Raw genomic sequence first — 7,666 nt, forward strand, 5'->3', positions numbered from 1 at the left:
AATGGGCATAAAAAATCCGATACCAGAGGACTGGTATCGGATTTTCTAGAAAGCCCGGCTTGGACTCAAATGCTTAAGTGAACAGCATTACGCTTTGACTGCGGGGTTTTTTACGTTCTCTTGCCAGTGAAAAAAGCTCGTTAATTCAGTTGTTTAAGAAGCGGAAAAAACCGCAACTTGCATGTACGGAATCAGTCGCTCATGCATTTTGCATGATCCAGTAAATCAGCGCTTCGCTTAACCAGTTGATTTATAAGAAGTTATTTTGTTTGTCAAAACTGGCACACCCTTCGCACTACTCCTGATAACCCTGCCGGGAGTTACCTCCGGCAGTTTCTGAGAAAAACAGGAGTAACTCGTATGAAGAAGTTCGCTATCACTGCCGCTACTGCTGCCGCGCTGACCTTGACCATGGCTAATGCATTTGCCGAGACTGCTCAAGCGACCCAGGCTCCGATGATGTTGGCTGCTGGTGAAGTGACTAAAGCCAAGGAAGAAACCAAGGACACCTGGATCACCACCAAGGTCAAGGCCGATCTGGTTACCGAAAAAGGTATTCCAGGCTCCGACATCAAGGTTGAAACCAACAAAGGTGTTGTATCCCTGTCTTCGACCGTTGCCTTAACCAAAACTCAGAAAGACTCTGCCATCGCGATTGCCAAGAAAATCAAAGGCGTCAAGGCCGTATCGGCTGATGGCTTGAAGGCCGAATAAGGCCAAGACTTCTCGCCTGGACTGGGAGAGGGCGCGGCAAACGGGCTGTGTCATACGTTTGCCGTTGCTTTGGAGTTCATGCGAAAGGCCACAGGGACGTGGCCGCCACAGGCCCTCGGCATTTTGCCGGGGGCCTGTTCTATTTTGGATGTAAGTCAGCCGACACTTGTGTTGGCCCGTCTACCGCCATCGCGAGCAGGCTCGCTCCCACATTGGTACTGGGTTGTTCCAAAAAAGTACGCTCGGCACCGATCCCCTGTGGGAGCGAGCCTGCTCGCGATAGCGGTGTCATTGCCAGCCTCAATGCCCACGCCGACTGGTGATCTGCACCAGCCGATTACCCTCGAAGCGCAGGAACTGGTACATGCCGCTGTTGGGACCGTATGTCCATTCTTCCACCGGGTATTCCTCCCGGCGATTGACACTGCGTTTGTAGCCCAGATCGTCCCGCGCAACCGGTTGCCCGCACTTTTGCAGCACTTCACTGGAGCGATCGCCAACGCTGATCAACTGGCTGCCGCAACGCAATGTGTCGGCAGCCGATGCGTAAGGGGTGATGAGCAGTAAGCCCAGGCCGAGCCAGTAGAGACGCTTCATCCTATTCGGCATCCAGATGCAGAGGAGTGATCACGCGCCCGTCGCTTTCGGCCTGGCCGAGGCTGGCGTCGATGAAATAGACACGGTCATCGGCCAACTGACCCTTGTCCACCAGGAAGTCCTTGATGCTGCTGGCCCGTTCCTGGCCCAGCTCGCGGAGCAATACGTCGCTGCCGCTCCAGAACTTGATGACGCCTTCACGCAGTTTCTCGATGCGGGCCTTTTTATCCAGTTGGGCCCATTCGGCTGGTGGCTGGGTCTTGAGACGGGTTCGGTAGATGCCTTCCAGCAACGGGGCCTTTTCATCTTCCGGTACCTGCAGCAGCGCAGCCTTGGCTGGAACCTTGTCGCCTCGGCGTTGCAGCATCTTGTAATAGTTGTACTGGTATTCGCGTTCCAGGCGCTGGCCGGCAAGCAGCGGCCCGTCGCTGCTTTCGGCGGCGGTGCCTTCGATTTCCAGGCGCAATTCCGGACGCTTGGCCAGTGCCTCGGAAAGCTTGAGCAGTACGCCTTCGTTCTCCGGGCTCAGGTCGCTGGAGCCTGGTGCGAAGGCGACACTGCCCAGGTCTTCCGAGCCACCGCCGGCTACCAGTCCGCCGATAAGTTTGAACGGCGCCTGGGCCGCTCGCACCACCAGGTTGCGCAGGGTCTGCCAGACAATCGGCATCACGCTGAACTGCGGGTCGTTGAGGTTGCCGGACACCGGCAGTTCGATGGAGATCCTGCCCTCGGAATCCTTCAGCAGCGCGACGGCCAATTTCAACGGCAGGCTCACGGCGTCCGGGCTGTCGACCTTTTCCCCCAGTTGCAGTTGCTCGACCACCACCTTGTTTTCGGCCTGGAGCTGACCCTTGGTGATCCGGTAATGCAGGTCGAGATTGAGCCGACCCTTGCGGATGCGATAACCGGCGAATTTACCGGAATAGGGCGTCAGCGTCGTCAGCTCGACCCGCTTGAAGCTGGTGGCGATATCGAGGCTTTCCATCGGGTTGAAAGGGTTGAGTGCGCCCTTGATCGTTACCGGCGCATAGCGGTCGACCTTGCCCTTGACGTCCACGCTGGCCGGTTTGGCCTGGCGGCTGTCGATGGTGCCGATCTGACCGTTGAGCTGCTGGATGGCGGTGGCGAAATTCGGCGTCAGGCTGAAGTCGGCGAAGTTGGCCGAACCGTCGTTGATGGCAATCGCGCCGACGTGGATACCCAGAGGTTTCTCCTGGGAGGCCGGTTTCGCTGAAGCGTTCTTCGTGCCGCTGTCCGGCGGCTGCGGGACCAGCAAGTCATCGACGTTGGTGGTGCGATCGTCGTTGATCATGAAGCGGGCATAAGGCTGGAACAGGCTGACTTTGTCGATGGACAGGCTGTCGCCATGCTGATAGTTGAGGCCTTCGAGCACCAGGCTCTGCCATTTGACGAAGTCACGGGTCTTGAGGGTATCGAGGGTATGCAGTTGGTCGACCTGGGCGCGACCGGTGACCGCGAAGGCCAGCGGCGCGGTGCCCTTGAGGTCGACCGCCAGATCGCTACCGAGCATCCCTGAGCGTAGCTCCAGGCGAATGAACGGGGTGATATAGGCCTGGGCGACCCGCAGATCGATATCCTGGGTCTTGACCTTGAGCCTGGCGGTAATCGGGTTCAGGTTGACTTCGCCGTCTGCCAGGAGCTTGCCCTGTTTACCCACCCCGGTATCCAGCTTGAGGGTAAAAGGCGAGCCGTTGAGGGTATCGTAGTTCTGCAGGTCGAGGTTCAGCGGGCCGACGTCCAGTGCCACGGCAGGTTGCGCCTGGCGGTCGGCCAGATGTACCCGGTAATCGCGCAGTTGCACATCCTTCAACAGCACCTGCCACGGCTTGCCGGGTGCCTTTGGTTCGGGTTTGGGGGAATCGGCCGCTGCCGGGGCGGATGCCGGCTCGACCTTGACCTGCGGTTTGGTCGGCTGGCTGGCGAAGAGTTTCTGCCAGTCCAGTTGGCCATCGGCCTCGCGTGCCGCCCAGGTTTCGAGCTTCTGGCTGCGGATCTTGCCTACGACCACCTGTTGTTTCGCCAGGTCCACCGTGGTTTCGCTGACCTCCAGGCGTTCGAGTCTTGCCAGGGGACGACCATCGGGGGCCTTGATGGCGAAAGGCGCGACACTGACGGCCACGTTGTTGAGCAGCAGCTCGGTGCCCTTGGCCAGGTTGAGCTTGTAATCGGTGCTCAGGTTGAGGATGCCGTTCTCCAGCACCAGCGGTACCGCATCGCGGACGTACGGCCACCAGAATTTCATCTGGCCATCGGTGACCTTGAGTTTGCCCTCGGACGCGATCGGCGAAAGGCTGAAATGACCGGTCCAGTCGATCTTCCCACCTTCGGGGCCGGCAGCCACCAGGGTCATATCGGCACTGTCGTCGGGCAGGGTGCTGAGGTTCTTCAGCTCGAAATCCAGGGTGTCGTACAGGAATTCAATGGGTTCGCTGGGGCGAAGGTCCTGGAAATGGATATAGCCGGTGGCCAGCTTGATCCGGTCGACCCGCAGGGGAAACGGCTTGGCCTCGGGATCGGCTGGGGTCGGCTCGCTGGGTGGTAACTTGAACAGGCTCAGGAGGTTCAACTGGCCGTCCTTGGCGAACACCACCTCGGTCCTGGGCTTGTCCAGCTCGATGTCGGCCAGGTGCAGCGCGCCGGACCACAGACTGTCGATCTGCAGGTTGGCGTACAGCCTTTCGAAGCCCAGCTGCTCCTTGCCCGGCTCACCGATATTCAGGCCCCAGACGGTAACTTCAAGGCTGAAAGGATTGAGTTCGATGCGCTGGATCTGAGCCGGCACTGTCGCATGATTGGCCAGTTGCTGATTGGCGATTCGCAGGGCGATGCCTGGCAGTATCAGGAAACCCAGCAGGCTGTAGAGGGCCAGTGCGGTGAACAGGGCGCCGAGGGCGCGCAGCAATCCTTTGGGCATGTGTGGCTTCATCTGGTGGAATCGGAGTGCCTTGGAGTATGGCATGCGTTTACGGTTCCGAAGCCACTGGTATTTATGAGAATTGTCCGTTTTTTCAGTAGGAGTCCTGAGATTGGCTCAGAACTGCAGGATCAGTGTCTTGAGCGGGGGATTACGGTCCATGGAAGGAAAGTCCTCACCGGGCGTCAGCACGCTCCATTCGCGCACCGGCCGGCCGGTCTTGTCTGCACAGCGCAGGACCTGTTCGCGCCAGTCGTCCATGGACACCTTCGCCAGGTTGTTGCAACAGATCAGCACGCCATTATCGGCGGTGGCGAGCAGTGCCGGCTTGAGCAGGCTCTGGTAGTCCCGCAGCAGGTCCACGGTGCCGAAGGCACTCTTGGCCCAGGCCGGCGGGTCGAGCAGTACCAGGTCGTACTGGCGTTGTTCCAGGCGGACATAATTAGGGAGTTTCTGTCCGCGCCGTTGGCTGATGGGCAAGCCTGCCAGCTGGCGGATCGCCGGGAAGTAGTCCGACTGTACGAACTCCATGGGCAGTAACGCGGGGTTGAGCAGGCCGTTCTCGCGACCCACCGCCAGGTTGCCTTCGGCAAAGTCCAGGTTACACACCTCCCGCGCGCCCCCGGCCGCGGCACTCAGACCAACGCCGCAGGTATAGGCGAACAGGTTCAGCACGCTTTTGCCGAGGCTGTGCGCCTTGACCCAGCCCCGGGCATTGCGCAAGTCGAGAAACAGTAGCGGATCCTGCCCGGCATGGCGTCCACGCACTCGATAGTTCAGGCCCCATTCATGGCCGACCAAGTCTTGCAGAGCAGCTTCTTCGGCCTGATAGACCGTGTCCTGGCGATCGATCCGCGAGTTGCCCCGGGCACGGTCGTTGTAAACCAGCAGGGTGTCGAGGCCCAAGGTTTCGTTGACGATGCCATGCAGTTGCAACAAGGCATCGCGTTCCAGCGACTGATGAAAGCTCTGCACCAGCAACTGCGGGCCGTAGCGGTCGACGGTCAGGCCGGGTGCGCCTTCCTGGCTGCCATGGAACAGGCGATAGCAATCGGTGCCTTGCTGGTGCAATTGGCTGAGCAGGTCTTGACGCTGGTCGAGGGCGGCGCGCAGCGCCTGATTCAAGGAAGACATGCCAAGCGCGCCTTAAGGAAATGAGGCGCGGGAGTTTAGCAGCTTCGGGAGGGATCGTTCCCACGCTCGGCGTGGGAACGCCGCAACGGACGCTCCGCGTTCGGCTTTTGGGGACACGGAGCCTCCCTGGCTGCATTCCCACGCAGAGCGTGGGAGCGATCAGTACGGTGGTTGTTTAGCGATTCAGGCGCTTGTCGATCAGCCCCTCCACCACGCTTGGATCGGCCAGGGTCGAAGTGTCGCCGAGGCTGTCGAGTTCGTTGCAGGCGATCTTGCGCAGAATGCGCCGCATGATCTTGCCCGAGCGGGTCTTGGGCAGCGCTGGGGCCCACTGGATCAGTTCCGGCTTGGCGAAGCTGCCGATTTCCTTGCTGACATGAGCCAGCAATTCTTTCTTCAACTCATCGTTGGCCTCCACCCCGTTCATCGGCGTGACAAACGCATAGATGCCCTGGCCCTTGAGGTCATGGGGATAACCGACCACCGCAGCTTCAGCGATGCTGTCGTGCAACACCAGGGCGCTTTCCACCTCGGCGGTGCCGATGCGGTGACCGGAGACGTTGATCACGTCATCGATGCGCCCGGTGATCCAGTAATCGCCGTCCTCGTCACGGCGGGCGCCGTCGCCGGTGAAGTAATAGCCGGGGTAGGGCTTGAAGTAAGTGTCGACCATGCGTTGATGATCGCCATAGACACTGCGGATCTGTCCCGGCCAGCTGGATTTGATTGCCAATACGCCGCTGCCGGGGCCATTGATTTCCTTGCCCGTTTCATCCAGCAGTACCGGTTGCACGCCGAACATCGGGCGGGTGGCGCAGCCCGGCTTGAGTCGCGGGGCACTCACCAGCGGGCTGAGCATGATGCCGCCGGTTTCGGTCTGCCACCAGGTATCGACAATCGGGCAGCGCTGCTCGCCCACTGCGTTGAAATACCATTCCCAGGCTTCCGGGTTGATCGGCTCACCGACGCTGCCGAGCAAGCGCAGGCTTTTGCGCGAGGTGGCCTGCAATGGCCCGGCCCCTTCGCGCATCAATGCGCGCAGGGCGGTGGGGGCGGTATAGAAGATGTTGACCTGGTGCTTGTCGATCACCCGCCAGAACCGCGAGCTGTCGGGATGGCTGGGGACGCCTTCGAAAATCAGCGTGGTAGCGCCATTGGCCAACGGGCCGTAGACGATGTAGCTGTGGCCGGTGACCCAGCCGACATCGGCGGTGCACCAGAACACTTCGTTGTCGCGATAGTCCAGCACGTACTTGAACGTCATGGCCGCCTGCAGTAGATAGCCGCCGGTGGTGTGCAGCACGCCTTTGGGTTTGCCGGTGCTGCCGGAGGTGTAGAGGATGAACAGCGGATCTTCGGCGTCCATCGGTTCAGGCGGGCAGTCATCGCTGGCGTCGTGCATGGCCTGGTGGTACCAGAGGTCGCGGCCTTCGACCCAGCTCACTTCGGCCTGGGTACGCTCGACCACCAGGACCGTGCTGACGTTCGGACAGCTTTCCAGGGCTTTGTCGACGTTACGCTTGAGCGGGACAAAGCGCCCGCCGCGCACGCCTTCGTCGGCGGTGATCACCGTGCGGCAGTCGGCATCGAGGATTCGGTCACGCAGCGAGTCCGGCGAAAACCCGCCGAACACCACCGAATGCACTGCGCCAATACGGGTGCAGGCGAGCATGGCGTAGGCCGCTTCAGGAATCATCGGCATGTAGATGCACACCCGGTCACCTTTCTTCACGCCACGGCTTTTCAGCACGTTGGCCAGGCGGCACACATGGTGGTGGAGTTTTCTATAGGTGATTTGCGCCGATTCGGCGGGGTCGTCGCCTTCCCAGATGATTGCCGTCTGGTCGCCGCGTTTTTCGAGATGGCGGTCGATGCAATTGGCGCTGACGTTCAGTTTGCCGCCCGCGAACCAGGTGGCGTCGCCGTTCTTGAGGTCATAGCGCTGGACCGTTTGCCAGGGCGTCATCCAATCGAGAAACCGGGTGGCCTGTTCCGCCCAGAAGGTGCTGGGGTGTTCTATGGATTCTTTGTAGAGGCGCTGGTATTCGTCCTGACTCAGTTGCGCAGCCCGGCGGACGGCATCGGCTTGGGGGTACTGGCTGATATCGAACATGACGGTTCCTTATTCTTGTTTTTGCGACAAGTCATAAAGATGCGCCCAGTGAATATCGAGTTCAAGTTGTACATGGAGCCAATGTGGGAGCAACTGTCTTGGATGATTTATTTAGCCATTCTTTTTCAAGGCAGCAAAAGCTCTCACAGCTCTTGGCAGTGCAGATATCTGGA

Annotated in this window: 5 protein-coding genes; 1 reads left to right on the forward strand and 4 read right to left on the reverse strand. The window is 60.0% G+C overall.

Going from position 1 to position 7,666, the window contains the following annotated elements:
* Window positions 1-360: 360 nt before the first annotated feature.
* Window positions 361-714: a BON domain-containing protein gene (locus FBX99_RS28645; RefSeq protein WP_144929968.1), complete on the forward strand. Its 354-nt coding sequence runs from the start codon at window positions 361-363 to the stop codon at window positions 712-714.
* A gap of 300 nt (window positions 715-1,014) precedes the next feature.
* Here FBX99_RS28645 and FBX99_RS28650 read toward each other — a convergent pair whose 3' ends face one another.
* The 4 genes from FBX99_RS28650 to acs form a co-directional block, all read right to left on the reverse strand.
* Window positions 1,015-1,311, reverse strand: coding sequence for a DUF2845 domain-containing protein (locus FBX99_RS28650; protein WP_144929969.1), 297 nt, complete (start codon window positions 1,309-1,311; stop codon window positions 1,015-1,017).
* A gap of 1 nt (window position 1,312) precedes the next feature.
* A complete protein-coding gene (locus tag FBX99_RS28655; RefSeq protein WP_144929970.1) occupies window positions 1,313-4,246 on the reverse strand; it encodes a DUF748 domain-containing protein in 2,934 nt (977 codons plus the stop codon).
* 117 nt (window positions 4,247-4,363) lie between these two features.
* Window positions 4,364-5,380: a class I SAM-dependent rRNA methyltransferase gene (locus FBX99_RS28660; protein WP_144929971.1), complete on the reverse strand. Its 1,017-nt coding sequence runs from the start codon at window positions 5,378-5,380 to the stop codon at window positions 4,364-4,366.
* A 175-nt stretch (window positions 5,381-5,555) separates the two neighbouring features.
* Window positions 5,556-7,493 (reverse strand): acetate--CoA ligase, encoded by a 1,938-nt coding sequence (gene acs / locus FBX99_RS28665; RefSeq protein ID WP_144929972.1) that lies wholly within the window; start codon window positions 7,491-7,493, stop codon window positions 5,556-5,558.
* Between the last annotated feature and the right edge of the window lie 173 nt (window positions 7,494-7,666).

Source organism: Pseudomonas sp. SJZ074, from assembly GCF_007828215.1.
GTDB lineage: Bacteria > Pseudomonadota > Gammaproteobacteria > Pseudomonadales > Pseudomonadaceae > Aquipseudomonas.